At 70.6% G+C, this 25,670-nt stretch carries 25 protein-coding genes and 1 pseudogene; 14 read left to right on the top strand and 12 right to left on the bottom strand.

What is annotated here, in order from left to right:
- Positions 1-22: 22 nt before the first annotated feature.
- Genes KXC43_RS18665 through KXC43_RS18645 form a run of 5 tightly spaced genes read left to right on the top strand, consistent with a single transcriptional unit; the run spans position 23 to position 4,713 of the window.
- On the top strand, positions 23-1,141 hold the full coding sequence (locus KXC43_RS18665; RefSeq protein ID WP_308129142.1) for an ABC transporter substrate-binding protein: 1,119 nt from the start codon (positions 23-25) through the stop codon (positions 1,139-1,141).
- Positions 1,134-2,033 (top strand): ABC transporter permease, encoded by a 900-nt coding sequence (locus tag KXC43_RS18660; protein ID WP_255644323.1) that lies wholly within the window; start codon positions 1,134-1,136, stop codon positions 2,031-2,033. Before KXC43_RS18665 ends, KXC43_RS18660 begins: the two co-directional genes overlap by 8 nt.
- The gene (locus tag KXC43_RS18655; RefSeq protein ID WP_221377355.1) at positions 2,021-2,836 is read left to right on the top strand and encodes an ABC transporter permease; all 816 of its coding nucleotides are present in this window, start codon (positions 2,021-2,023) and stop codon (positions 2,834-2,836) included. Before KXC43_RS18660 ends, KXC43_RS18655 begins: the two co-directional genes overlap by 13 nt.
- Entirely contained in the window at positions 2,833-3,852 is a 1,020-nt protein-coding gene (locus KXC43_RS18650; protein WP_221377354.1) for an ABC transporter ATP-binding protein, read from the top strand. Before KXC43_RS18655 ends, KXC43_RS18650 begins: the two co-directional genes overlap by 4 nt.
- 60 nt (positions 3,853-3,912) lie before the next feature.
- Positions 3,913-4,713, top strand: a complete 801-nt coding sequence (locus tag KXC43_RS18645) for a M15 family metallopeptidase (RefSeq protein ID WP_221377353.1) — start codon at positions 3,913-3,915, stop codon at positions 4,711-4,713.
- A gap of 89 nt (positions 4,714-4,802) precedes the next feature.
- Here KXC43_RS18645 and KXC43_RS18640 read toward each other — a convergent pair whose 3' ends face one another.
- Entirely contained in the window at positions 4,803-4,955 is a 153-nt protein-coding gene (locus KXC43_RS18640) for a hypothetical protein (RefSeq protein WP_221377352.1), read from the bottom strand.
- A gap of 500 nt (positions 4,956-5,455) precedes the next feature.
- Positions 5,456-5,998 (bottom strand): hypothetical protein, encoded by a 543-nt coding sequence (locus KXC43_RS18630; protein ID WP_221377350.1) that lies wholly within the window; start codon positions 5,996-5,998, stop codon positions 5,456-5,458.
- Positions 5,999-6,086: 88 nt separating this feature from the next.
- Between KXC43_RS18630 and KXC43_RS18625 the strand changes: the two genes are divergently transcribed.
- On the top strand, positions 6,087-6,293 hold the full coding sequence (locus tag KXC43_RS18625; protein ID WP_221377349.1) for a hypothetical protein: 207 nt from the start codon (positions 6,087-6,089) through the stop codon (positions 6,291-6,293).
- 132 nt (positions 6,294-6,425) lie between these two features.
- Here KXC43_RS18625 and KXC43_RS18620 read toward each other — a convergent pair whose 3' ends face one another.
- On the bottom strand, positions 6,426-6,794 hold the full coding sequence (locus tag KXC43_RS18620) for an ArsR/SmtB family transcription factor (RefSeq protein ID WP_221377348.1): 369 nt from the start codon (positions 6,792-6,794) through the stop codon (positions 6,426-6,428).
- A 51-nt stretch (positions 6,795-6,845) separates the two neighbouring features.
- Here KXC43_RS18620 and KXC43_RS18615 point away from each other — a divergent pair, with 51 nt between their 5' ends.
- On the top strand, positions 6,846-8,159 hold the full coding sequence (locus KXC43_RS18615; RefSeq protein ID WP_221377347.1) for an enoyl-CoA hydratase/isomerase family protein: 1,314 nt from the start codon (positions 6,846-6,848) through the stop codon (positions 8,157-8,159).
- Between the two features lie 352 nt (positions 8,160-8,511).
- Positions 8,512-9,102, top strand: a pseudogene (locus KXC43_RS18610) (serine hydrolase); the annotation flags it as partial.
- Between the two features lie 66 nt (positions 9,103-9,168).
- Here the strand turns inward: KXC43_RS18610 and KXC43_RS18605 are convergent.
- Positions 9,169-9,342 (bottom strand): LuxR C-terminal-related transcriptional regulator, encoded by a 174-nt coding sequence (locus KXC43_RS18605; RefSeq protein ID WP_255644322.1) that lies wholly within the window; start codon positions 9,340-9,342, stop codon positions 9,169-9,171.
- 51 nt (positions 9,343-9,393) lie between these two features.
- On the opposite strand from KXC43_RS18605, the gene KXC43_RS18600 reads away from it, so the two are divergent.
- The gene (locus KXC43_RS18600) at positions 9,394-10,305 is read left to right on the top strand and encodes a phosphotransferase family protein (protein ID WP_221377344.1); all 912 of its coding nucleotides are present in this window, start codon (positions 9,394-9,396) and stop codon (positions 10,303-10,305) included.
- Here the strand turns inward: KXC43_RS18600 and KXC43_RS18595 are convergent.
- Genes KXC43_RS18595 through KXC43_RS18575 form a run of 5 tightly spaced genes read right to left on the bottom strand, consistent with a single transcriptional unit; the run spans position 10,276 to position 16,214 of the window.
- Positions 10,276-11,178, bottom strand: coding sequence for an SDR family oxidoreductase (locus KXC43_RS18595; RefSeq protein ID WP_221377343.1), 903 nt, complete (start codon positions 11,176-11,178; stop codon positions 10,276-10,278). The two genes, KXC43_RS18600 and KXC43_RS18595, sit on opposite strands and share 30 nt — an antisense overlap.
- A 37-nt stretch (positions 11,179-11,215) precedes the next feature.
- A complete protein-coding gene (locus KXC43_RS18590; RefSeq protein WP_221377342.1) occupies positions 11,216-11,524 on the bottom strand; it encodes a putative quinol monooxygenase in 309 nt (102 codons plus the stop codon).
- 26 nt (positions 11,525-11,550) lie between these two features.
- A complete protein-coding gene (locus KXC43_RS18585; protein ID WP_221377341.1) occupies positions 11,551-13,350 on the bottom strand; it encodes a glycoside hydrolase family 15 protein in 1,800 nt (599 codons plus the stop codon).
- Positions 13,351-13,379: 29 nt separating this feature from the next.
- Positions 13,380-13,952 carry a DUF2087 domain-containing protein gene (locus KXC43_RS18580; protein ID WP_221377340.1) on the bottom strand — a complete coding sequence of 191 codons (573 nt, stop codon included), beginning with the start codon at positions 13,950-13,952 and terminating at the stop codon, positions 13,380-13,382.
- Positions 13,953-13,994: 42 nt separating this feature from the next.
- Positions 13,995-16,214, bottom strand: a complete 2,220-nt coding sequence (locus KXC43_RS18575; protein ID WP_221377339.1) for a glycoside hydrolase family 9 protein — start codon at positions 16,212-16,214, stop codon at positions 13,995-13,997.
- 109 nt (positions 16,215-16,323) lie between these two features.
- Here KXC43_RS18575 and KXC43_RS18570 point away from each other — a divergent pair, with 109 nt between their 5' ends.
- From KXC43_RS18570 to KXC43_RS18550, 5 genes are all read left to right on the top strand, one after another.
- The gene (locus KXC43_RS18570; RefSeq protein WP_221377338.1) at positions 16,324-16,782 is read left to right on the top strand and encodes an SRPBCC domain-containing protein; all 459 of its coding nucleotides are present in this window, start codon (positions 16,324-16,326) and stop codon (positions 16,780-16,782) included.
- Between the two features lie 332 nt (positions 16,783-17,114).
- Positions 17,115-19,514: a glycogen/starch/alpha-glucan phosphorylase gene (locus KXC43_RS18565; RefSeq protein ID WP_221377337.1), complete on the top strand. Its 2,400-nt coding sequence runs from the start codon at positions 17,115-17,117 to the stop codon at positions 19,512-19,514.
- A 63-nt stretch (positions 19,515-19,577) separates the two neighbouring features.
- Positions 19,578-20,753 (top strand): ROK family transcriptional regulator, encoded by a 1,176-nt coding sequence (locus KXC43_RS18560; protein ID WP_221377336.1) that lies wholly within the window; start codon positions 19,578-19,580, stop codon positions 20,751-20,753.
- A gap of 9 nt (positions 20,754-20,762) precedes the next feature.
- Positions 20,763-21,332 (top strand): AAA family ATPase, encoded by a 570-nt coding sequence (locus KXC43_RS18555; RefSeq protein ID WP_221377335.1) that lies wholly within the window; start codon positions 20,763-20,765, stop codon positions 21,330-21,332.
- Entirely contained in the window at positions 21,326-21,682 is a 357-nt protein-coding gene (locus KXC43_RS18550; RefSeq protein ID WP_221377334.1) for an RNA-binding protein, read from the top strand. Before KXC43_RS18555 ends, KXC43_RS18550 begins: the two co-directional genes overlap by 7 nt.
- A 23-nt stretch (positions 21,683-21,705) precedes the next feature.
- Here the strand turns inward: KXC43_RS18550 and KXC43_RS18545 are convergent, their stop codons facing one another.
- The 3 genes from KXC43_RS18545 to KXC43_RS18535 form a co-directional block, all read right to left on the bottom strand.
- Positions 21,706-23,121 (bottom strand): NB-ARC domain-containing protein, encoded by a 1,416-nt coding sequence (locus KXC43_RS18545; protein ID WP_221377333.1) that lies wholly within the window; start codon positions 23,119-23,121, stop codon positions 21,706-21,708.
- A 235-nt stretch (positions 23,122-23,356) separates the two neighbouring features.
- Positions 23,357-23,962, bottom strand: coding sequence for a TetR/AcrR family transcriptional regulator (locus tag KXC43_RS18540; RefSeq protein ID WP_255644321.1), 606 nt, complete (start codon positions 23,960-23,962; stop codon positions 23,357-23,359).
- Positions 23,963-23,984: 22 nt separating this feature from the next.
- Entirely contained in the window at positions 23,985-25,574 is a 1,590-nt protein-coding gene (locus tag KXC43_RS18535; RefSeq protein WP_221377331.1) for an MFS transporter, read from the bottom strand.
- Positions 25,575-25,670 lie beyond the last annotated feature (96 nt).

The following is a 25,670-nucleotide window of genomic DNA, read 5'->3' as shown; positions in this document are numbered from 1 at the left end:
GCGCGCAGAGGGAGGAACAACGGTGCGTCCATTCATCCGCACGATCGCCGTCACTGTGGCGGCCACCACCATAGCCGCGACCACGGCCTGCTCGCCGCCCGAGAAGGAGTCCGAGTCCTCGGGCTCGAGCGCGGCCGCCGCCACCAGCGCGGCCGACCTGGGCGGCCTCGACAAACTGGTCGAGGCGGCCAAGGCCGAGGGTCAGCTCAACGTCATCGCCCTGCCGCCGAACTGGGCCAACTACGGCGAGATCATCAAGACCTTCGGCGACAAGTACGGCATCAAGGTCAACTCGGCCCAGCCCGACGGCTCCAGCCAGGACGAGATCAACGCGGCCAACCAGCTCAAGGGTCAGGACGGCGCCCCCGACGTCTTCGACCTCGGCGCCGCGGTCGCCACGGCCAACGTGGCCATGTTCGCGCCGTACAAGGTCGAGAAGCACAGCGAGATCCCGGACAACCTGAAGGAAGCCAACGGCGCCTGGACGAACGACTACGGCGGCTACATGTCGGTCGGCTACGACAGCGCCAAGGTGCCGGCCCCGACCAGCCTGGCCGACCTGCTCAAGCCCGAGTACAAGGGCAAGGTCGCGCTCAACGGCGACCCGACCCAGGCCGGTTCCGCGTTCGGCGCCGTGCAGGCCGCCTCGCTCGGCAACGGCGGCACCGTCGAAGACATCAAGCCCGGCGTCGACTACTTCGGCCGGCTCAAGAAGGCCGGCAACCTGCTGCCGGTCGACCCCGACTCGGCCACCATCCAGTCCGGTCAGACCCCGGTCGTCTTCGACTGGGACTACCTGAACGCGGCCGAGGCCACCAAGCTCAAGACCTGGAAGACCTTCGTCCCCACCGGCGCGGTCCTGGGTTCGTACTACGCGCAGGCCATCAACAAGGACGCCCCGCACCCGGCCGCCGCGCGGCTGTGGCAGGAGTTCCTCTACTCCGACGAGGGCCAGAACCTGTGGCTCAAGGGCGGCGCCCGTCCCGTGCGGGCCGACGCCATGGAGAAGGCCGGCACGATCGACAAGACGGCGTTCGCGGCCCTGCCCAAGATCGACGGCAGCCCGGTGATCCCGACCGAGGCCCAGAACACCAAGGCCAAGGAAATCCTGGCTTCGGACTGGGCCAAGGCCATTGGCTGAGACCGTCGCGGCCGTCCCGCAGCGCGTGGCCCGGCGGCCACGCCTGCGGGGCGTCACCGCCCTGCTCGGCACGGTGCCGTTCTTCGCCTACGTGACGATCTTCCTGGTCATCCCGACGCTGGTCGTGGTGATCGGCGCGTTCGCGGGCAACGAGGGCGGCGCGAGCCTCGACAGCGTCAAGGCGCTCGGCAACTCGTACATCCTGGACGCTTTCGGCCGCAGCATCGCGCTCTCGGCCATCAGCGCGCTGGTCGGCGCGGTGCTGGGCGCCCTGCTGGCGTACGCCCTGGTGACCGCGAAGCCCGACGGCGTGCTGCGCCGGGTGGTGACCGCGGCGGCCGGCGTCCTCGCCCAGTTCGGCGGCGTCACCCTGGCGTTCGCGTTCCTGGCCACCATCGGCCTGTCCGGCTTCATCACCGTCTGGCTGCAGGACACGTTCAACGTCAACCTGTACGAGAACGGCGTGTGGCTCTTCGAACTGCCGGGGCTCACCCTCGTCTACACGTACTTCCAGATCCCGCTCATGGTGATCGTGTTCCTGCCCGCGCTCGACGGCATCCGTCCCCAGTGGCGCGAGGCGACCGAGAGCCTGGGCGGCACGACCTGGCAGTACTGGACCCGGGTCGCGGGTCCGCTGCTCGCCCCCGCTTTCCTCGGCTCGGCGCTGCTTCTGTTCGCCAACAGCTTCTCCGCGTACGCCACCGCGGCCGCCCTGGTCAGCCAGGGCTCCCCGCTCGTGCCGCTGCAGATCCGCGGCGCCCTGACCAGTGAGGTGCTGCTCGGCCAGCAGAACGTCGGCAAGGCGATGGCGCTGGGCATGGTCGTCGTCGTGTCGGTCGTGATGGCGCTGTACACGCTGCTGCAGAAACGGACGTCCAAATGGCTGGGGTGACAGCCCGTCGCGCGCGCAAGCAGCGCGCGTTCCGGTGGACGGTTCTGATCGTTCTCGGCGTATTCTTCGTGCTGCCGCTCATCGCGATGGTCGAGTTCTCGACGCGCGACCCGTCGACCTGGCCCGCGCTGGTCGACTGGCCGGAGCTGAGCGAGCGGTATCCGGCGCTGGCCGAGGGCATCACGTCGTCGCTGTCGCAGGCGGCGCTCACGGCCCTGCTGATGCTGGTGCTGCTGGTTCCGACGGCCGTCTGGGTCCGTCTGCGGCTGCCCCAGCTGCGCCGCGTCGTCGAGTTCCTGTGCCTGCTGCCGCTCACGATCCCGGCCATCGTGCTGGTCGTGGGGCTGGCGCCGGTCTACGCCTGGGTCACGTACTTCTTCGGCGGCTCGTCGCTGACGCTGGTCTTCGCGTACACCGTCCTGGTTCTGCCCTATGCCTACCGCGCGATCGACGCCGGGCTGTCGGCGATCGACGTGAAAACGCTGGCCGAGGCGGCCCGGTCGCTGGGCGCGGGCTGGGGCACGGTGATGTGGCGGGTCGTGCTGCCCAACATCCGCTCGGCGGTGCTCTCGGCCGCGTTCCTGACGGTGGCGCTGGTGCTCGGCGAGTTCACCATCGCGTCGCTGCTCAACCGCACGAACCTGCAGGTCGCCATCAACTTCCTGGGCAAGAGCAGCGCGACCATGTCGGTGGCGGTCTCGCTGACCGCGTTGCTGCTCGCCTTCGTCCTGCTGCTTCTGTTGTCCCTGCTGGGTGGGCGTCGCAAGTCCACGCCGACCCCTTTCAAGGAGCCTGCCGCATGACCGGCGTTGCCGTACATCTCAACGGGCTGCGCCGGACGTTCGGCACCGTGCACGCCCTCGACAACCTCGACCTGTCCATCGAGCCGGGCGAGTTCGTAGCGCTGCTCGGCCCGTCCGGCTGCGGCAAGACGACGGCGCTGCGCGTGCTGGCCGGCCTCGAGGACGCCGACAGCGGGCAGGTGCTCGTGGGCGGCAAGGACGTCACCAGCCAGCCGGCCAACCGGCGCGACATGGGCATGGTCTTCCAGGCGTACAGCCTGTTCCCGCATCTGACCGCCCAGGCCAACGTGTCGTTCGGGTTGTCACTGCGCGGCCGTTCGAAGTCGTCCGCACGGGCGAAGGAGATGCTGGAGCTGGTCGGGATCGCCCAGTTCGCCGACCGCTACCCGCACCAGCTGTCGGGTGGCCAGCAGCAGCGGGTGGCCCTGGCCCGGGCGCTGGCCATCGAGCCGAGCGTGCTGCTGCTCGACGAGCCGCTGTCGGCGCTGGACGCGAAGGTGCGCGTGCAGCTGCGCGACGAGATCCGCCGCATCCAGACCGAGGTCGGCACGACGACGCTGTTCGTCACGCACGACCAGGAGGAGGCGCTCGCCGTGGCCGACCGGGTGGGTGTCATGCGCTCCGGCAAGCTGGAGCAGCTGGCTGCCCCGGCCGACATCTACCTGACTCCCGCGACGCCGTTCGTGGCCGAGTTCGTGGGCTTGAGCAACCGGCTTCCCGGCCGCGTGGTGGGCCAGGAGGTCGAGGTGCTGGGCACGCTGCTGCCGCTGCTCGCGCCCGCGTCGCCGGCTGCGGTCACGGCCCTCGTACGACCGGAGTCCGTGCAGGTCACACCGGAGACCGACGGCAACGGCCGGGTGCTGACGACCAGCTTCCTGGGTCCGATCAGCAAGGTCACCGTCACGGTCGGGGACGTCCTGGTGGTGGCCCAGGTGGCGACCGACCGGCTCGGCTCGCTGACGCCCGGCACGCCCGTACGCGTCACCCTGCAACCCGTGCCGGTGGCGCTCGCCTAACTTGGGTAAGTTTCACGTTTTCCTGCGACACGCCCGAGTCCCTTCGTACGGTCTGTACCCGTGCCCAAGAGACTCCCTGCCGCCGCCCTGACCGCCCTGCTGTTCGCGCTGTTCCTGATTCCCGCTCAGGCCGCAGCGGCAGGCCGGGCAGCGGCGGCGTGGCACGTGGTCCGTCCCGGTGAGACGTTGAGCTGGATCGGCGCCCGCTACAACGTGAGCGCCAAGAACCTGGCCGCCTGGAACCAGCTCCCGCTGAACAACGCGATCCAGCCCGACGCCGTGCTGCGCCTGACCGAACCGCCGGCCCTGCTGCCCCCGTTCCAGTCCAAGATCCTCCCGGTGACCGCCGCCGAGGTGAACTGGAAGCCCGGTTGCCCCGTGATCGCCGGCAACCTGCGCAAGGTCTGGGTGTCCTACATAGACTTCAACGGCACCTACCATGTGGGCAGCGTGGTCGTCCGCTACGACGTGGCTCGCCGCGCTCAGCAGGTCTTCCGGATCCTCTACAACTGGCGTTTCCGCATCATGGCCATGGCCCCCATGCGCGTCAACATGCCCCAGCAACGCAACATGGCCGTGGTGACCGCCGGCTACAACTGCCGAAACGTAGGCGGCACAGGGGTCTGGTCCGAACACGCCACCGGCACAGCCATCGACATCAACCCGTTCCAGAACCCGATGCTGCGCGGCAGTTCCCTCTCGCCGGCGAACAGCGCCTTCTACCTGAACCGCAGCCAGTACCTGATCGGCATGATCCACCGCGACGGCGCCGCCCGGGCCTTCCTCTGGAACGGCTTCCACTGGGGTGGCCGCTGGACCAGCCTCAAGGACTACATGCACTTCAGCCTGACCAACCGCTGACGAGCTGCGCACTCGGAGGCCTCGTGCTGCAGGCTGTGCGCCCCGTTGACCCGCTCTACCGGCACGCCCCTGTGAAGCGAGCCCAAACCCTACTGCATATCGGCGGTGGTGGCGTTTTTCGCAGCACATGCGGACAGAACCTGCGCCTCGGCCAGGGCCAGGCAGACGGCGCGGGCGGTGGCCCGCTCGACCACCTTCGCGATGACACAGCACCGGGAATGGTCATCCACGGCGGTGATCAACCTCGCGTCCCCAGCACCCCGGTCGCCGGCGTCACCAGCTGCAGACCGCCGACGATGTCGAGCTGCCACAACTGCATCGCCGCCGGACGTTCCCACCGCACGAACGAATCCCTCGGCCGTTTCCGCGGCCGCGACCGCAGCAGCCCCTGACGTCGCAGGATCCGGTCGATCGTGCGTTCCGAGGGCACCGTCAGAGTTCCGCTGGACCAAGCAGCCGGCTTGCGCAGCATCTCCGGACGTATCCTGCGGGATCCCCACCGTGGATGCTCCCGCCGCATCTCCGCCACCGCGACCTCAGCCGCGTCCGGGACCTGAGCCGGCGTGACATCCGCACTCGGAGGACATGCGCTGCCTGTTGAGCAGGTGAGAACTTTCTCTGCATCTTCAAGGCGCGGCTCGGGAATCGGCGCTCCCGGCCGCGCAGACCGTGCCCGCCCGCCGAACATGACTCGGCCCCGACTTACCCCGTGTGGGAGGTCGGGGCCGCGCCGATGTACTTGCTAACAGGCGATCTTGTCGTCCAGCCCCTCGTGGTTGTTCGTTACGGTAGTGAGCTGCGGATACCATCTGCCAGCGTTGTCCTCCGGGGTCAGTTCGACATGCGTGACGGCGGCTTGAAGTCGGTAGGAGTGTGTTCCTTGCCGGCAGTCCATACGTAGTTCGGTCGGTACGCGGCCATCGGCGGGCAAGCGCACGGTGTTCGTCTCAGACTTGGTCTTCCAGTCGCAGCCGAACGTGCCGCAGACCTTCGTCTGTAGCCTGAACTGAACTGTTGCCGCCGAGCAGGAGTAGTTGCCCGCAACATCGATATTGCCGTTCACTACGACGGCCGTAGCAGGTAGTTGCTGCCCTGGCCCCACCGGTCCGCTGAAAACCACCTTGCGCGGGATGCCGAGGTGGGTCTCGTAGATCCCGATGGAGTAGAGGCAGTTCCCGACATCGGATCCAGTTACGGCGGAAGCAGGCGTAGATGCAACCGCTAGGCCGAGAGTGGCGATCAAGACCGCGGCCACGGCGGACGTCAGGCGATGAATGTTGGTCACAGTTGCTCTCCCCTGCACGAGACACCTTTACTGCCGCCACGTCCCGCGGTCAGCCCCAGTTCAACGACGCGGCCCGGTTCACCCGTACGTGGAGATGGCCGGCAGGCGCCTCGATGTTGTCTCGCCTCCGGCCGCCTACCGCCAACGCAACGAGGTCGAACGCGGCTTCAACCGGCGCAAACACTGGCGCGGCCTGGCCACCGGATACGACAAGCGAATCGACTCCTGTCAAGCCACACTCGACCTCGCCGAGACCCTCGACCGGCTCCGCGCAATCCCCGACCGCACCTCATGATCCACCAGTTACGCCTGTTACTGGCGCTCCGGACGCCAGCGCAACGGGCGTGCTACGAGAGCCACCAGGGCGTAGGCCAACCACCCGCGGTGAACATGCGCTTCAGCCCAGCCATCCGCTGGTGATCGGCGTTCAGCGGGGGTGACGGCCGTAGGCTTCGTCGCCGACAGCCGATCGGTGGGATCGCCCGCCCGGCTCGGCGATCAGCGCGGCGATCAGCCCCGGAAAGCGCGCATCCAGTTCGTCCCGCCGCAGCTCGATCGCATGGGTGCGGCCGGCCACGGTGGTGCGGGTCAGTCCCGCCTGCCGGAGTATGCGGAAGTGATGCGTCATGGTCGATTTGTGCACGCCGAAGTTCCAGTGCGTCCCGCATTTGCCGTGCTGCCGGCCGTCGGCGAGGGTCTGCACGATGCGCAAGCGGATGGGGTCGGCGACCGCCCGCAACACGTCGACCAGAGCTACGCCGCGCATGTCGGGTACCGGGTCGTCGTCGCTCGCCACACCCCCACACTACCGTTGGACGATCGTCATACCTTCGCCTAGCCTGACGGTATGACGAACATCCAACAGTTCGGGGCGGTCCGCTGGGTCTGGGACGCCGACGGCGTGGTCACGGTGACCCTGGACGATCCCGGCCGCACCGCCAACATGCTCAACCGACGGCACTACGACGGGTTCGCCGCGTGTCTCGACGATCTGACCGCGCACCTGGACCGTCTGCGCGGCGTGGTGCTCACGTCGGCGAAGCGGTCGTTCGTCTCCGGGCCGGATTTCGAGCCGGGCGAGATCACCGCGGAGGAGGCCGCCGAGACCTACGACCTGCTGGTGCCGCTGCGCGACCAGGCCCGCCGGCTGGAGACGCTGGGCCGGCCGGTCGCCGCCGCGCTCAACGGCTCGGCGCTCGGCGGCGGCTTCGAGATCGCGCTGGCCTGCCATCATCGTGTCGGGACGGCGAACCCGTCGGCGATCTGGTCGCTCGCCGAGACCGGGATGGGCATCATGCCCGGCGGGGGCGGCGTGGTCCGGGTGACCCGCCTTTCCGGCATCACCGCAGCCGTCCTGGACATCGTCGGTCCCGGCACCGCTTTCCACCCCGCGCAGGCACTGGCCGCCGGCCTGGTCGACGAACTCGCCGACGACGTGGTGAGCGCCGCTCACACCTGGGTGCTGGCCCAACCCCGAGGCCCGTTCCGGCAGCGCTGGGAGCAGCCCGGTTATCAGATTCCCGGCGGCGCCGAGGAGCCACCCGGCCTCGCCGACGAAGTACGCCGCAGGTCTGCGGGTTCCCCGGTCCGGGCGCTGGCGGCGGTCCTGGACGTGGCTGTCGCCAGCGCGGCGGCACCGATGGAGCAGGCCTTCGAGATCGAAACGGCCGCTTTCCGTACGCTGCTGAGCGCACCCGAGTTCCCGGCCCTCAGCTACCTGTTCTACGCCATGCGGACCGTCGCCGGACCCTCGCAACCGGCGAAGTCCCGGGCCGCCGCGCCCGGGCCCACTGTTCGCAGGTTTCCGCAGGTCGTCGCGAACCCGCTGGCCGCCGTGTTCTTCGCCCCGGGAGCACCGGTCGTCGAGATCACCGGCGGCTCCCCCGAAGCGGCCGCCGAGGTCCGCGCCGCGGGTGGCATCCCCGTGATGATCCACGACGGCAGCACCTCGTTCGTCCAGACCCTGCTGGACGCCGGACCCGAGCCCGACGCCATGGCCGACGCCGCCCGTCGCGCGCTCGAGGCCGGCCTGGTGATCGACCAGGCCGGCGCCGACGTGGCCTCGGTGCTCGCCGCCGGATTCCCGCCCTGGACCGGCGGCGTCCTGCACCACCTGGCCGCCACCCGGGCGTCGGCGCAGGACGGCGAAGGCACTACCTGAAATCGAGCCGGCCTTGCGGCGATCCTTACCGGCGGTTGTCCGGAGGATCGCCGTCCTGCCATGACGGCGACGTGGGACAAGCAGCAGAAACCGCTGTGCCTATGACGATCGGGCAGATGACCGCACGCAGACGTGACCCACCTGCTCGACCAACCGGCCACCCTGACCGACCTCTACGACACGCAGCGCGCCGCCGGACGGTTGGCCGGTCAGGCGCCGTGGTGGACGCCGGGCACCGCCTCCGGCTATCACGTGCTCACCTACGGACACTGCTGGGCGAACTGGTGCGCCGGGTCGACGGACGAACCCTGCGTGACTTCATCGCCCAGGAGGTCGCCGGCCCGCTCGCGGCCACTTTCAGCTCGGCGTGGCCCCGGCCGACCTGGCCCGGGTCGCCGATGTGATCGCGCCTCCGCCGGCCGCGCCCGGCAACCTCGACGCGGACGGCCCGGCCGCCAGAACGTTCACCGGTCCCGCCTTCACCGCCGACGACGCCAACACTGCCGCGTGGCGGGCCGCGGAGATCGGCGCCGCCAACGGCCACACCACCGCCCACGGGGTGGCGACCATGTTGTCCGCGCTCTCCCGCGACGGCGTGGCAGGCACGTCCCGGCTGCTCCGGCCCGGCGCCTCGGCCCGGATCCTCGACGAACAGACCAACGGCACAGATCTGGTCAACGGCCTGCACGTACGGTGGGGTCTGGGCTTCGCCATCGCCGACCCGCGCACCCTGCCGTGGATACCGACCGGACGGGTCGCCTACTGGGGTGGCTGGGGTGGCTCCATGGCCGTCGTCGACCTGGACCGCCGCCTGACCATCGCGTACGTCATGAACCGCATGGCACCCGGGATCCTGGGAGCCGACCGAAGCCGCGACTACGTCTCCGCCGCCTATGCCGCCACTACACGTTGGACGCCGGGGGCGAGCCGGCCCGGTCGATGACCGTCCGCGCGAGAACATGCCGACCGGTAACGATCACCGACCTCCGCCGGAGCAACGCCGGGGGCGTCAGCCCCCTGTCTCGTCGCCCAGCTGGATCAGCCCGGTTTCGTCGGCCAGCACAACGGCTTGCACCCGGCCGCGCTGGCGCAGCTTGCTCAGGAGGCGGTTCAGGTACGTCTTGACCGTCGCACGGCCGAGGAACATCGCCCGGGCGACCTCGTCGTCGCTCTGAGCACCCATCCCGAAGTAAAGCGGGTGCGTGGACAGTCTGCCGGATCTAAATTGCCCAAGGTGGACCTCTCGCATCTCGGCACGCCGGTCGGTCCGATGGTTCGCGTGCACGGTGGGTTCGCGAACCGGATGTTCCGGCTCGACACCGACCGGGGATCGTTCGCGGTGAAGGAGCTGAGCCGGTCGGCCTACCGCGCCGAGGACGTGTTCCGGTTCGAGCGGGCGGCCTTCGCCGCCGGCATCCCGATGCCGGAGCCGATCTCGGCCGGCCACGACATGCTCGTCCACCGGTGGGTCGAGGGCGAGAAGATCCCGGAAGAACCCGTGTCGGCGGCGTACGCGTTCGAGATCGGCGAGATCCTGGCGCGCCTGCACGCGCTCGACGTCGAGTGGACCACCGCGCCCGGCGAGGACCCGGTGCCGTACGACTGGGCCGAGCTCGCCGAGCGGGCGACGGCCACCGGGCAGCCGTGGGGCGGCGAACTCGCTGCCCAGGTCGAGACGTTCCTCGCGATCGCCCGGTTCGTCGACACCTGTGAGCGGCCCGGCCCCGTCGTGCTGACGCACCGGGACATCCAGCCGTGGAACCTGCTCGCCCGCGACGGCCGGCCGGTGGTGCTCGACTGGGAGCTCTCGGGGATGCTGGACCTGTCCGGCGAGCTGGGCTCGACCGCGCTCAGCCTCGCGAAGGGGGCCGGGCTCGACGACATCAGGCCCGCGATCTTCCACTCGGTTCTCGATGGTTACGTCGCCGGGGGCGGAACGCTGCCGCCGCCGGGTCCGAGCTGGTTCGTGTTCATGGTCGGCGGCTGGCTGGGGTTCACCCGGTGGAACATCGTGCGCTGCCTCGCCGGTGGCGAGGCGAGCACCGGCCCCGACCTCGCGCTGTCGCACGAGTCCGCACGCAACGGAGTACGCGGCCTGCCCGACCTGTTCGACCGGCTATCCGAGCTTCGAAGGCTGCTCGTGTGACAGTGGCTCCTGAGCTGGAACAGCGTCGGCGGTGCCGCGCTCCGCGAAGTGCGTGCGGATGGACGATGGGCGGGAGCCGTCCAGGTCGGTGAAGCCGTACTCGGCAGCCACCTCGGCCGCGACCAGGCAGCGGCCGGTGTGACGCCGTACGTCGGGATCGGCCGCCAGGGCCGCGACCGCCCGGCCGACGAACTCGGGGGATTCCGAGTTGGACAGGTCGAAGAAGCTCGCGGCCCGCATCACGCCTTCGGTGCGAACGAGCCCGGGATACAGGGCGACCGCGGTGACGTCGCGGGTGGCCAGCTGAGCGGCGGTCACCGCGACCATCCGGTCGTCGGCCGCCTTGGCCACGCTGTACGCGACCTGGTCGTCCCCGTTGAGGTAGCTGCCGGGGAAGAACGACACCGTGACGACAAGCGCACCGGGCCGAAGCACCGGCACCGCGAGCACGGTCGCCGCGTAGTGCGCACGGACACCGGACGCGAACATGTCGTCCCACACGCGCAACGGCTGCTGCCAGAACGGCCCTTCCATGTCCGTGTGGCGGTCCTCGTGGTAGGCGGCGTAGCCGCCCCACACGTTGTTGACCAGGAGGTCGAACCCGTCGTGCTCGGCCCGCACGCGCTCGAACAGCGCGGCCGTCTGCTCGTCGTCGGTATGGTCGCAGGCCACGGCCACGCCGGTGCCGCCGGCGGCGGTCACCGCCCGGGCCGTCTCGTCGACCGTGCCGCCCACCGCCGGGAAGGTCACCCGATCGCCCGTCGAACGGCCGGTCACGTAGACGACGTGCCCGGCCGCGCCGAGCGCGAGCGCGATCCCCTTGCCCACTCCCCGGCTCGCACCGGTCACCACCGCTACCCGTTGCTCAGTCATGGCAGAGAGAATGACAGGGCGGTACGACAAAAGCGGCTCAGCCGGCGGTGACCCCGAGACCGCCCGCGATGATCGTCTCGCGGCTGCTGAACTCGCCGGTCAGCATGGGCATGGCCTGGGTGATCGCGGCGCGTGTCTCGGGCAGCTGCAACGATGCGTCGTGGTGTTTCTTCGACTCCCACACCTCGGTCACCCAGATGGTGACGTCGTCGGCCGCGTCCAGACCCACCACGTAGAGGCGGCAGCCGGCCGCGCGCAGCCCGTCGGCTCCGCCGGTGAGGATGGCGGCCACCTCGTCGCGGCGGCCGGCCCTGGTCTTCATCGAGTTGACGTATCCGTACGGCATTGGATCATCCTGGCACCGCCGGTGACTCAGCGGAGGCCTTCGCCGGCCCGGGCCTCGGTCGGGGCCAGCGCCGCGGTCAGGGTGCGGGCGGTGTCGATCAGGGGGACGTGGCTGAAGGCCTGGGGGAAGTTGCCGACCAGGCGGCCGGCCTCGGTGTCGTACTCCTCGGAGAGCAGGCCCACGTCGTTGCGCAGGGCGAGCAGGCGGGCGAAGGTCTCCCTGGCCTCGTCGTGACGGCCCATGAGGGCGTAGTTGTCGGCCAGCCAGAACGTGCAGGCCAGGAAGGCGCCCTCGCCCGGGGGCAGGCCGTCCACGTCGGTGCCGGGATGCTGGGTGTAGCGCTGGACGAAGCCGTCGACCAGCAGCTCCTGCTCGATGGCGGCGACCGTACCGGCCACGCGTTCGTCGTCGGCCGGCAGGAAGCCGACCAGGGGCACCATCAGCAGCGCGGCGTCCAGCTCGGACGATCCGTAGAACTGGGTGAACGTCTTGCGCTGCCGGTCGTAGCCCTGGGTCAGGATCTCGTCCCGGATCTCGTCGCGCAGGGCGGCCCAGCGGTCGAGCGGGCCGTCCAGGTCGAACTCCTCGACCGCCTTCACGGCGCGGTCGGCGGCCACCCAGGCCATCAGCTTGGAGTGGACGAACTGCTGCGGGCCGCCGCGCACCTCCCAGATGCCCTCGTCGGGGTCGCGCCAGTGCTGCTCGACGAACTCCATCAGTTTGACCTGCAGGCCCCACGACGGGTCGTCGGCCTTCAGCCCGGCGCGGCGGCCCTGGTGCAGGGCGTCCATCACTTCGCCGTACACGTCGAGTTGGAACTGCTCGGCGGCGGCGTTACCGATGCGTACGGGGTTGCCGTCGTACCCGGTGAGCCAGTGCGCGATGTACTCGTCGAGGCGCCGTTCGCCGGCCACGCCGTACATGATCTGCAGTTCGGCCGGGTTGCCGGCGATCGCGCGCAGCAGCCACTTGCGCCAGGCCGTGGCCTCGGACTGGAAACCGCTGTACAGCAACGATTGCAGCGTGATCGTGGCGTCGCGCAGCCAGCAGAAACGGTAGTCCCAGTTGCGGACGCCGCCGAGCTTCTCCGGCAGCGACGTGGTGGCCGCCGCGACGATGCCACCCGTGGGCGCGTACGTCAGGGCCTTGAGCGTCAGCAGGGAGCGGACCACCGCGTCGCGCCACTCCCCCTCGTACGTGCAGGCCGAGATCCAGCCCCGCCAGTAGCCCTCGGTGACGCCCAGCTGGTGCACGGCGTCGATCGGCTCGGGGCGGGTCAGGTGCGACGGCCGCCAGGTGAGCACGAACGGGACCTGGTCGCCGGCGCGGACGGTGAAGCCGGCCACCGTCGCCAGGTTCTCGCCCTCCAGGGCGGCGGGTGTCCGCAGCCAGACCGCGTCCGGTCCGGCCACCGCGACCAGGTCGTCCTGCTCCCGATAGACCCAGGGCACCACGTTGCCGTAGTCGAACCGCAGTCGGAGAACCATGGTCATCGGCACCTCGCCGCGCACGCCCTCGACGATCCGGACGACCGTCGGGGACTCGTTGCGCGGCGGCATGAAGTCGATCAGGCGCACCACGCCGCCGGCGGTCTCGAACTCCGTCTCGAGCACCATGGTCTCGTCGCGGTACTTCCGGCGGGCGACGAAGTCACCGTCCGGAGCGATCGTCCAGTGGCCGTTCTTCTCGTCGCCGAGCAGGGCGGCGAAGATGGCGCCGGAGTCGAAACGCGGCACGCAGAGCCAGTCGATCGAACCGTTCCGCCCGACGAGCGCGGACGTCTGGGTGTCGGCAATGATCGCGTAGTCCTCGATCGGCAGCGCCATAGCCTGACGGAATACCCGCTGGACGCGGGTCAAATCATGCGGGCCTGCTGCGGCGCCGGGCGGCCGGCGCCGTACGTCGTGCCGGCCTGGTCGCGTTCGAGCCAGCCCGTCTCGACGAGCATGCGGCGCACCGCCGCCACGTCGTCGGTGACCGCGGACAGCCGCCGGTTGATCTCACCCTCGTCGTGCAGGCCCTCGAGCGCCAGGAAGCGGGCCAGCAGCTCGCCGAGCAGGGCGTAGCGCTCGCTGAGGGTGGGCGGCATCGTCGTCAGGCGCCCGTGGGTGAAACTGCCGCGCAGCTGCGGATAGTCGCCGAGAAACACGGTGATCGGCTGCTCGCGGTCGAGGGCCTGCGCGGTCTCGCGCAGGATGCCGGGAGACGCGCGGTAGATCCCGTTGCCCGTGCCGGTGGCCAGGCCCGCGCCAACCAGGCGGGCCAGGGTCTCGCCGGCGGCCTGCACGGGAACGTCGATCGTGTAGGCCAGCTCGGCGATCGAGGCGCCCTCGGCGCCCCGGCGCACGAGTTCGGCGAACGCCCGCAACCGCACCGGGGTGGCGAGCTGGTTCAGGATCTCGGCGGCGCGGGCGGCTTCGGCGGACATTCCGTCACCGTAGACTCACCCGCGCCACCGGGGCGATCCCTTTTAGAGCTCGGCCACGTACGCGGCGATCCAGGCCAGTGGCGCGTTCCAGTTGATGGTCAGCTCGTTGGTCGACCACGACTGGATGTCGTCGATGTAGCAGAACTGGCCGACGCAGCCGGTGAGCTTGCTCTGCGCGAACGGGTCCTGGATCGACGAGTTGGCCCCGCCGGCCAGCGTGCCCTTCGGCGGGTTGGGCAGGGCCGGGTCGAGCTGCCGGGCGTACCAGCGGCTGTGCTGGTTCTGCGAGCTGACCGTGCCGTAGCCGGTGACGTACGAGATGTTGAGCGCGTTGCGGCCGAAGATGTAGTCGAGGCCGGTCAGCACGCCGTCGCGGTACTTGTCGCGGCCGGTCAGCTCGTGCGCCGCCGCGATGACGACCATGTTGTTGAGGATCGTGCTGTTGGAGCCCCAGTCCCACATGTTGTTGGCCGGGGCGTAGGGGACGCCGTACGCGTGGTTGCGCTGGATGGCCAGGTACTTCTCGGCCCCGGCGATCACCGACGCCTTGACCGCGGCCAGGCCGGGCAGGCGGTTCGGCACCAGCGCCAGGTCCAGGCGACCCGCTGCGGCGGTGTTCCCCCAGTCGAAGGCGCCGGCGCCGAACACGTCGGCGGTGTGCTCGGGCGACGAGAGCACATCCGCCTGGTACTTCTTCTCCCCCGTGGTCAGGAACAACTCGGCCGCGGCCCAGTAGAAGTCGTCGGAGACCTTGGCGTCGTTGTAGGCGCCACCGCCGACACCGTCGGACTCGGGGGCGAGCCGGTCGGGGTTGGCCTGGGCGGCCGCGTAGGCGGTACGGGCGGCGGCCAGCGCCTTCTGGGCGAAGGCGGGGTCGTACGTCTTGTAGATGCGCGCGGCCTGGGCGGCGGTGGCGGCCAGGTTGAGCGTGGCCGCGGTCGACACCGGGTGCAGCTCACGCGGCTGCGGGTCGAGGTGCGGCATCAGGGGCAGCCCGGTCCAGGCCTGGTCGTGGATCTTGTGGTGGGCCATGCCGGCGTACGGCTGACCGGCCGGCACCTGCATGCGGAGCAGGAAGTCGAGCTCCCAGCGCACCTCGTCGAGCAGGTCGGGGGTGCGGGTGCCGCTCTCCGGGATGTTCAGGCCGACCTTCTTCAGGCCGGGGCTGCGCTCGTACGCGTTGAGCAGCTCCCACACCGAGATGCCGCCGTTGACGACGTACTTGCCGTGGTCGCCGGCGTCGTACCAGCCGCCGCGCACGTCGAGCCGGTAGTCGCACACCCCGGCCTGGCAGGGAACGTTCCCGTCACCCTGGTTGGGCGCGACGTCGACGTGCCCGGCCGGGCGGCCGTAGCCGGGCCGCAGGGCGTCGTCGATCGCGATCCCGCTGCGCTGGGTGTAATAGAACTTGAGCGCGTCGGAGCGGAGCTTCTCGTACGCGTCGGCGCCGATCGCGAACGGGCGGCTGGTCTCGCCGTCGGCCGTCAGCGTGTAGCCGCTTCCCTTGCGGATGTAGCGCCCGAAGTCGATGGTGTGCACGTTCTGCCCGGACGAGACGTCGACGCCCCGGGGCTTGCTCTGGCCGCGCGCCACGACCTTGCCGGTCCGGTCGGCCAGCTGCCAGGGCAGGGCGGCGGTCGCGGTGGTCACCAGGGTGGCCGCCTTCGGGCCCTTCGGCAGGTACGCGACCTGGTTGACCCGCACGCGCGGGCCGGTGTCGGGCTCGTACACCTCGGGCGGGACGCCGCCGACCAGGGAGACGTTGTCCAGGCAGAACCGCCACGGCTCGGGGCTGCCGCCGAGCTGGAAGGCGATCTGGGCCTGAGCCGTCGTCGTGCCGGCGGTGAACGTCCACTCGTAATGCTGGGTGTCACCGAGCACGGGCGACTGCTCGAAGTACGTGTCGTAGGGGTCGACGGCCAGGCCGACCACCGCGCGGACGCTGCGCCCGGCGGGAGCCCCGCTCGCGTCGAACGAGAATCGGTAGTTCTCCCCCGCCACGAGGTCGATGTCGTTCTGCCCGACGATCGCGTCCCACTTGTTGGCCGTGCCCCCCGGCACGTCCACACAGGCCCGGCCGTCCTCGAGCGCCAGCGTCATCTCCGCATTGGCCCAGAACGGCGCCGTGCCGTTGTCGAAACCACCGTTGACCACCTGCTCCACCTCGGCGGCGTGGGCAGCCGGCGCGGCGGCCCCGGCCGCCAGCAGTACGGCTGACCCCACTATGGCCACCGTGCGGGAGCGCTCCCAGATTCGCGACATGGAGTCATCCTGATCGATCCGGTGACGCCCTGTCAACGAACCGGAAACGGCATGTTCACGGCAGCGTGGCGGGTTGCGGGCCGTCCACGCCCGTGATGTGGTGACCACCATGAGCACCTGGACGCCCGTGGTCGACGTCTCCCTGCTCGTCCGCCGACCGTCGGCCGAGGTCTACGAGGCCTTCGCCGATCCCGCAATCATCCGGAAGTTCTGGCTCGCGCACAGCTCAGGACGGCTCGAGACCGGCGCCCGGGTGCGCTGGGCCTTCAAGATCGCCGGCGCCGAGACCGACGTCGAGGTCCTCGCGGCCGAACCCGGCCGGCAGCTCGACCTGCGCTGGGACGACGGTCAGCCGCTCACGATCACGTTCGAGGACCGCGGCGACGCCACCCTCGTCGGGATCCGGGTCACCGAGTTCGGCGGCGACGAACCCGCCGCCGTCGCCGTGGAGACGATGTCCGGCTTCACCCTCGTGCTCGCCTCCCTCAAGATGCTCGTCGAGCACGGCATCGAGGGCGACCTCATGTACGACAGATTCCCCGACGCCGACTACGCCGACGCTCGCTGACCCTTCCGAGCGCCCGCTGGGTGTTTGACCTTTCGAGCGCGCCGCTAGGTTTGACGTTTCGAGCACGCCGCTGGGTTTGACGTTTCGAGCGCCACCATTCACTCAGGTCGCCCGGGTGGGCCGAGCGTTCAGGCGCGCCAGCGCCTGCTCGGCCCGCCCGGGCCCTCGGCGTGAGCGACGGTCTGCACCCCCCACCCCGCCACGACAGCACGAACTTGACCTTGAAGTTGACCTTGACGTTGACCTTGACGTTGACCTTGCCTTGGTGTGACCTTTGTCGAGAAGTCGCCCCCCTTCTGTTGCCGGACACCTGGGTGCGGAAGGCTGCGGGCATGGACCTTCGTCACGGGCTGCGGCCGCTGGGGAGCACGCCGGCAGAGTTCGAGCAGGACCTGCTCAGCAACCTGTACTACCGGCGTGGCACCACGGTCGAGTCGGCCAGCGCGCAGGACGCGTACGAGACTCTGGCTCTCACCGTGCGTGACCGGCTCGCCGCCCGCCGCGCCCGCACCGCGGCCGCGCAGTACGACAGCAACCCCCGCTGGGTGTACTACCTGTCAGCGGAGTACCTGCTCGGTCCCCAACTGGAGCAGAACCTGCTCTACAGCGGCACCACCGACGTCGCGCCGGCCGCGCTCAAGGCCCTGGGCTTCGACCCGGCCGAGGTGGCCGCGCTCGACGTCGAGCCGGGCCTGGGCAACGGCGGCCTCGGCCGGCTCGCCGCCTGCCTGCTCGACTCGCTCGCCACCATGGACATTCCCGCGGTCGGCTACGGCATCCGCTACGACCTGGGAATCTTCAAGCAGTCGTTCGAGAACGGCGAACAGGTCGAGAAGCCCGACGACTGGGCCTTCCAGGGCGACCCGTGGGAGTTCCCGGCCCCGGACGACCGGAACCGGGTCGGCTTCTACGGCCACGTCGGTCCCGACGGCTGGGTGCCCGGTGAGGTCATCGACGGCGAGCCGAGCCACCTGCTGGTTCCCGGCTACGGCACCGAGACGGTCAACTTCATCCGGTTGTGGCGGGCCCGCGCCACCGAGGCGTCGTTCGACCTGTCCCGCTTCTCGGCCGGGCAGTACGCCGAGGCCGTCGACCAGGCCGTGCGGGCCGAGAACATCAGCAAGGTGCTCTACCCCGACGACAGCACCGAGTCGGGCCGCGAGCTGCGGCTCAAGCAGCAGTACTTCCTGGTGTCGTGCTCGCTGCGCGACATCATCCGGCGGTTCCGGTTCCGCAACCACGACTGGGCCGAGTTCCCGGCCAAGGCGGTCATCCAGCTCAACGACACGCATCCGACGCTGGCCATTCCGGAGCTGATGCGGCTGCTGGTCGACGAGGAGGGGCTGGACTGGGACCAGGCCTGGTCGATCGTCCGGCAGAGTTTCGCGTACACCTGTCACACGCTGCTGCCCGAGGCGCTGGAGACGTGGCCGGTGGCCGTGCTGGGCCGGCTCCTCCCCCGGCACCTCGAGATCATCTACCGGATCAACGACGGGCTGCTCGGCGAGGTCCGCTCCCGCTTCCCCGGCGACCTCGACCGCGTACGGCGGATGTCCCTGATCCAGGAGGAGCCGGAGCGCCGGGTCCGGATGGCCAACCTGGCCGTCACCGGCACGTTCGCGGTCAACGGCGTGGCCGAGCTGCACTCCGAGCTGCTGACGGCGACGACCTTCCACGACTTCGCGACGCTGTGGCCCGACCGGTTCCGCAACGTGACCAACGGCGTCTCCCCGCGGCGGTTCGTGCGGCTGGCCAACCCCGGGCTGTCGACGCTGATCACCTCGGGGCTGGGCACGGACGCCTGGCTGCGCGACCTGTCGCTGCTGGCGGGACTGGCGCCGCTGGCCGAGGACAGCGCGTTCCGGGCGCAGTGGCGCGCCGAGAAGCGACGGGCCAAGGCGGCCCTCGGCCTGGGCGACCCCGGGGCGCTGCTCGACGTGATGATCAAGCGGTTCCACGAGTACAAGCGGCAGCAGTTGAAGCTGCTGCACATCATCACGCTGTATCACCGGCTGAAGTCCGACCCGGGCCGGTTCGGGGTGCCGCGCACGATCCTGTTCGGCGGCAAGGCGGCGCCGGCGTACACCGCAGCCAAGTCGATCATCCACCTGATCAACGCGGTGGCGGCGACGATCGAGGCCGACCCGGTCGCGTCCGGGCTGCTGCGTGTGGTGTTCCCACCGAACTACAACGTCACGCTGGCCGAGAAGATCATTCCGGCCGCCGATCTGAGCGAGCAGATCTCCATGGCCGGCAAGGAGGCTTCCGGTACGGGCAACATGAAGCTCGCGCTGAACGGGGCGATCACCATCGGCACCCTCGACGGCGCGAACGTCGAGATCCGGGACAGGGTCGGCAACGAGAACTTCTTCCTGTTCGGGCTGGACGCGACCGGCGCCGCCGCGCTGCGCGGCGCCGCGTACCAGCCCCGGTCGTACTACGACTCGGACCCGGAACTGAAGGCAGCGCTGGACGCCGTTCTGGCCGGCGCCTTCGGCGGGGTCGGACACGACGTGGCGCACTCGCTTCTCGACCGCGACGAATACCTCACGCTGGCCGACTACCGGTCCTACGTCGACGCCCAGGACGACGTGTCGGCGGCCTGGCAGGATCAGGAGCGGTGGACGCGCATGTCGATCCTGAACGCGGCCAACAGCGGCTTCTTCTCCTCCGACCGTACGGTCGCCGACTACCTCGACCGCATCTGGCGGGCCACCCCCGTACGCCCCTGACGGCCCGCTTCCCCGCGCGGGCCCTTGGCAACCGGGGTTGCGGCGCGTTTGATGGCCGGTGAGATGCACCGACACCGATCGAGCCTGGGCGCCCTGCTCCACCACGTGCATGTGAGCGGGCCGCTGTCGCGTGCCGCGCTGGCGATGAGGATGGGCGTCAACCGCAGCACGATCCTGGCGCTCACGGCCGAGCTGGTGGCGGCCGGCCTGGTCGGCGAGCAACCCCCGTCCGGTACGACCGGAGCCGGTCGCCCGTCGCTGGTCGTGCGCCCGTCGCCGCGGTTTTTCGTGCTCGCCTTCGACGTGGCGGTCGACCGCTTGACGGCCGCCCGGGTCGGCCTGGGCGGCACGATCCTCGACCGCCGCTCGGCCCCGCGCAGCCGCATCGGCGTCGATCTCGAAACGGTGGTCCGCAAGCTGGTGTCGCTGGGCCGGTCCCTGATCGACGCCGCTCCCCCGGCCGCGGTGTGCGTGGGGATCGGCGCCTCCTACTGCGGCATGATCCGCCCCGGCGACGGCATGGTCCGCTACGGCCCCGAGCTGGGCTGGGTCGATCAGGCCTTCGGCGCCGAACTGGCCGAGGCGCTCGACCTGGGCCTGCCCGTCGCCGTCGGGAACGAGGCCCATCTGGGCGCGATGGCCGAACACGAACGAGGCGCCGGCGTGGGCGTCCCCGACCTGATCTACCTGCACGGCGACGTGGGGGTGGGCGGTGGCATCCTGGTCGGCGGCAAACTGCTGGGCGGGGACGCCGGCTACGGCGCCGAGGTGGGCCACATGCTGGTCAACCCGGTCGACGGCCGAGCGTGCCTGTGCGGCTCCCAAGGCTGCCTGGAGGCCGAGACCGGCGAGTACGCCCTGCTGGCGGCCGCGGGCCGCGCCCCCGGCCCGTCCGGCGCCGACGCCGTACGAGCGGTGGCCCGCGACGCCGTGACCGGTGACCCCGCCGCCGCCCGGGCCGTGGCCGAGATCGGCGACTGGCTGGGCATCGGCGTAGCCAACCTGATCAACCTGTTCAACCCGGGCGTCGTCATCTTCGGCGGCATGCTCCGGGACGTCTACGAGGCCGCCGCCCCCCAGGTGGCCGCCCGCATCGCCCGCCACGCGATGCCCGTCTCCCGCGAGCGGGCCCGCCTGCGCCTCTCCGCCCTGGCCGGCGACGCCACCCTGCTGGGCGCGGCCGACCTGGGCTTCGCCGCCCTGCTCGCCGACCCCTTGCGGACCCCGGCGCTCCGATAAGGTCGCGGGATGGCGCGACTGGTTCATCTGAACGGCCCGCCGGGCATCGGCAAGTCCACCTTGTCGGCGCTCTGGGCCGACCGCCACCCGGGCACCCTGAACCTCGACGTCGACACGGTGCACCACCTGGTGGGCGGGTGGCAGGACGAGCAGACCGACACCTGGCCCGTGGTGTGGCGCCTGGTCCGCGCGATGGCCGCCACCCACCTCGACGACGGCCGCGATGTCGTCCTGCCCCAATACCATTCGCGAGCCGGCGAGATCGCCGGGCTGGAGAAGCTCGCGCACGAACACGGCGCAACGTTCCACGAGGTCGTCCTGATCGACGACCGGGAGGCGGCGATCGACCGGTTCCACCGCCGCGCCCGCGACAGCGACGACCCCTGGATCCGCCACCACCACCAGCTCATCGAGCGAGGCGGCGGCTCGGCTGTGCTGACCGGCATGTACGACGACCTGACCGAGGTCATACGCCTGCGCCCGGCAACCACCGTCCTGCCGAGTGCGGCCGGCGCGGTGGAGGAGGCGTACGAGCTTCTCGCCCGAGCCCTGCGACCCGAGGGGGGTCCGACGTGCTGAACGGCGCGGTCATCGTCGAGAGCCTGCGTCCGGGGTCGGTGTTCGACGACTCCGAACTGACGCTGCGAAGACTGTCACGCCTGGAAGTGCCCGACAGCACGCCGGAACAGCCGAGCGTCTGGACCGTGGTCGAGTTCTCCAGCCAGGCCGACCCCGGCGAACTCGCCGGACACTTCGCCCGGACGCTGACCGGCCCCGGCTGGTACGTCAGCTTCGACACCGACAGCGAAACGTTCGTCGTCTTCCCCGGCAAGGTCTTCCGCTACCCCAAGGGCGACGAGCGAGCCCGCGCCGAGGCGGAGACGTACGCCCTGTCAGCCGGAGTCCCGAAGAGCCAGACGGACTGGTGAAGCTCCACTTTCTGCCGTGGAAACTACTGGGCGGATTGGTGACCACGCAGGCGGGTCGCGTGCAGGGGCCTGCCCTCGGCGGCGGCGTACTCGGCTGCGGCGTCCAGCTCGGCCTCGTCGGCGCCGGTGGTCAGCAGGTGGTCGAACAGGCGGGTCAGGGCGGCTCGCCGGTCGCTGCGCCGGTCCTCGTCGGCCGAGCGGCCCGCGGCGTACACGCGCACCAGGTCGTGCATCGCCCAGCGGCCGGGGCCGGCCGGGAGCAGCAGGTTCTGGGCGGACAGCTCGCGCAGCGCGTCGTCGGCGGGCGCACCGGTGAGCGCAGCCGCCGCGGGCGCGTCGAAACTGTGGCCGGGGTGGTGGGCGAGCAGGCGCAGCAACTCGCGGGCCCGGGCGGGCAGGTTGCGGTACGAGACGTCCAGAGCCTGCCGTACGGCGGGGTCGAGACGCCCGGAGCGGCGGCGCTCGGCCAGCCAGTCGGCGTGGTCAGCCAACGTCCAGCCGGGCCTGTCGCGCATGTGGGCGACCACGCGTGCCAGCGCCAGCGGCAGATATCCGCAGGTCTCGGCGATCCGGTCGGCCGCCGCAGGGTCGGCTCCGGGCGGCGCCGCGGTCAGCAGCAACTCACGAGCCTCGGCGGGTCGCAGCACGCCGACCGGGACGTGCCGGGCGTCGGTCAGTCCGTCGAGGGCGCGCCGGCTGGTGACCAGGGTGACGCTGCCGGGACCGGGGGCTGTCAGGGGACGTACCTGGGAATCGTCGGCCGCGTCGTCGAGCAGCACCAGCACCCGGGCGCCGGAGAGCCGGGCCCGGTAGCCCGCGGACTGGGCCGCGAGGCCGTGCGGCAGGTGCTGCCCCGGGACGCCGAGCAGGCGCAGGAAGCCGTCGAGCACCGCGTCGGGGCCGGCCGGGGGCTGGTCGGCATGGCTGCCGCGCAGGTTGACCGCGAGCACGTGGTCGAACGGCCGGGTGGTCGCGAGCCGGTGGGCTGTCTGCAGCGCGAGTGTCGTCTTGCCGGACCCGGCCATCCCGGAGAGCACGGTCACCGGGCCGGGGGCGATTTCCGGCGTACGCCCGACGAAGCCGGCCGGCAGGGCGGGCAGGCTGCCGAGAACCCGCACCTGGGCGCCCGCGCCCTGGCTCTCGCCGCTGGCCACGCGCAACGCCTGCCGCCACTGGTTGGTGTAGCCGGGGTCGGCGTGCAGGGCCTCGACCACCGCGACGACCAGGTCGGGGTCGAGCCGGCGGCGCCCCGTCCGGAAGCAGTCGACGACGGTGGTCTTGCCGACCTGCTCCCCCGGCGGCCGGCGGGTGTTCACGCGGGCCGTGATGGTCTCGTACGACGGGTTGCCGGCCCAGGTCTTGAGCAGGCGCAGGCAGACGGCGACCTCGTCGAGGGTCTGCGCGAGCCCGGGGTCGGGCAGCGCGGCGAACTGCGACACGGAGTGCTCCGGGGGGGTCGTCCGAAGTTGAAGCACCGACGGTAGTCCCCTCCTGCCACTGCGCACATCCGGATTCGTTCGGATTCCGCATCCGGATGCCACACGGGCGGCATTGTGGGTGTTGCCGACAGGATCCGAAACGGGGGGTCGTTCCCGCAACGGGGGTGGGAGCGACGCGGACCCTTCAAGGCGCGTACCGGGCGTGGTGCCAGTGGGCCCACGCCCGGTATCGCATCTAAGCGGCCGCTCCGCGCAGCACCGCGTCGACCAGCGCCTCGGCGAATCCCTCCTGGGGCACCCGGGGCCTCTCGGGGAACAGGCCGTTGAGCATGTTCGGGCCGACCAGCATGAGCAGCGTTAGTTCGATGTCGAGGTCGGCCCGCAGCTCGCCGGTCCCGACGCCGCGCCGCAGCACGTTCCGCATGATCTCGCGCCGCGGCTCGATGACCGCCTGATAGCCGGCCATGATCTGCTCGTCGCGCATCAGCTCGGGCATGAGGCAGGCCGTCACCTTGCCGTAGTTGTGCTGGCGGCTGCTGCGATTGGCCTTGATCAATGTGACCAGGTCGTCACGGACCGACTCGCCGGCCAGGTCGGGCAGCGGGCCCTTCATCGCGGCGACGGCGTCGATGATCAGGGCTTCCTTGTTGGCCCAGCGGCGGTAGATCGTCGCCTTGCCCACCCCAGCCTTGGCGGCGACCGCCTCGATCGAGATGGCGGCGACGGTCTGGCCCTCGCTGAGCAGGTCGAGCACGGCGTGGAGGATGGCGGCGTCGGCGAGGGCGTTGCGGGGCCGGCCAGGCGCCTTGCGCTCCTGGCCGGCCACTGGAGCCGTGGTCATGGGGTTCATTGTTACCGACGCGTCACGCTTCGACCAGTTCCACGCCCTGCTCCTCGGCCAGCCCCTCGGAGTTCGTGGGCTTCGGGGCCGAGGCCGGGCGCTTGCCCGGCAGCCAGAGCAGGGCGACCAGCGCGCCGAGCAGCGCGAACACCATCGAGCCGATCGCCGCGTAGTGCATCGCGTCGAGGAAGGCCGCGTTCGCCTGCGAGATCAGCGCCGGCGCGGCCGCGCCGGCCTGCTCGGCCACCCCGTACGCACCGGAGATCGACTCCCGGGCCGTTTCCGCCGCCCCGGCCGGCAGGCCGTCGGTGGCGTTGCCCAGGTTGCTGCGGTAGACCGAGGAGAGAACGGCCCCGAGGACAGCCACGCCGAGCGCGCCGCCGAGCTGACGGATCGTGTTGCTGACGGCCGAACCGACCCCGGCCTTCTCCCGCGGCAGCGCCGCCATGATCGATTCGGTGGCGGGCGGCATCACGTTGGCCATGCCGGTGCCCATGATGAAGAAGGCCGCGCCGACCACCCAGATCGGGGTGTCCTGACCGATGAACATCCAGACCGCGAGACCGGCCGCGACCAGCAGCAGGCCGACCGTGCTGACCGCCTTGGGGCCGTACCGCTTGACCATGGCCGCGCTGCGCGGGGCGAAGACCAGCTGACCGACCGCGAACGGGACGAACAGCGCGCCGGAGGCCAACGGACCGTAGTTGCGGACCAGCTGCAGGTAGAACGCGCCGAAGAACATCGTGCCCATGGCGGCGAAGAAGACCAGCCCGATCATGCCGGTGGAGGCCGAGAACTGGCGGTTGCGGAACAGCCGGACGTCCAGCGACGGGAATTCGGTGCGCAGCTGCCAGAAGACGAAAGCGGTCAGCACGACCACGGCGCCGGCCAGCGTGCCCCACGACAGCGGGTCACCGAAGCCGGCCTCGCCGCCCTCGATCACCCCGTACGTCAGAAGGCTGAGACCGATGATCGAGAGGATGACGCCGAAGACGTCGATGCGACCGGGCTTCGGATCACGGGACTCCGGCACCAGGACGAGCACGAGAATCACGCCGGCCACGGCGACCGGCACGTTGATCAGGAAGACCGAGCCCCACCAGAAGTGCTCGAGCAGGAGGCCGCCCAGGATCGGGCCGATGGCCACGGCGAGGCCGACGGCGCCGGCCCAGATGCCGATGGCGCGCGGGCGCTCCTGCGGCGAGAAGACGTTCGCGATGATCGACAGGGTGGCCGGCATGACCGCCGCCGCACCCAGGCCCATCAGCGCGCGGGCGCCGATCAGCTGCCCCGGCGTCTGGGCGTAGCTGGAGATCAGCGAGGCCAGCGCGAACACAGCCAGGCCGACGACCAGGGTGATCCGGCGCCCGAGGCGGTCGGCCAGGATGCCCGCGGTGAACAGCAGACCCGCGAAGACCAGGGTGTAGGAGTTGATGGACCACTCCAGCTCGCTCTGCGTGGCGCCGAGGCCGTGCTCGGGGTCGGCGATCGTCCGCAGGGCGACGTTGAGAATGGTGTTGTCGAGCACGACCACCAGCAGGCTGATGACCAGTACGCCGAGGATGACCCACCGCCGGGGGTGCCCGGCGGGGGCGGCCGCTGATGCGTCCATGAGGTTCCCCCCGTTTTCGATACGGAACCGTTCCGTATCAGTTGAGCACTCTAACGCCACCCGATTGCGAAACGGAACGTCTCCGTATCGCAATGT

It is taken from the genome of Paractinoplanes polyasparticus (genome assembly GCF_019710575.1).
Lineage (GTDB): Bacteria > Actinomycetota > Actinomycetes > Mycobacteriales > Micromonosporaceae > Actinoplanes > Actinoplanes polyasparticus.
The sequence above is the reverse complement of the archived record's forward strand: the minus strand, read 5'-3'. Positions and strand labels throughout refer to the sequence as shown.